We start from the raw sequence: 265 nt of genomic DNA on the forward strand, positions 1-265 counted from the left end.
GGTGCGTTCGGAGGCCGGTCCGACCGCGGTCACGGTGACCACGGCCTCGCCGCGTTCGTCGCTCGAGGCCAGGTCGACGACGGCGGAGATGCCGAAGTCGTGGTCGCCCTCCGGGTCGGCGAAGATCTGGCGCACCCGCCACACCGTCGGCAGCTGCTCGACGACCAGCATGTGCGGCCCTCGGGCGGCCGCATCGGTGCCCATCGAGTCGTACTCGTCGTAGTAGCGGTCGAGCGCCTCTCCCCACCGGTCGACGTCCCAGCCC

1 protein-coding gene is annotated in these 265 nt (G+C 72.1%); it reads right to left on the bottom strand.

Annotated elements, in window-relative coordinates:
* Positions 1-265: DUF3516 domain-containing protein (locus tag ACEN88_RS35585; protein ID WP_413347106.1), on the bottom strand; the 265-nt coding region annotated here is incomplete at both ends.

The sequence above is a fragment of the Massilia sp. CT11-108 genome (genome assembly GCF_047302915.1).
Taxonomy (GTDB): Bacteria; Pseudomonadota; Gammaproteobacteria; order Burkholderiales; family Burkholderiaceae_D; genus Telluria; species Telluria orientalis.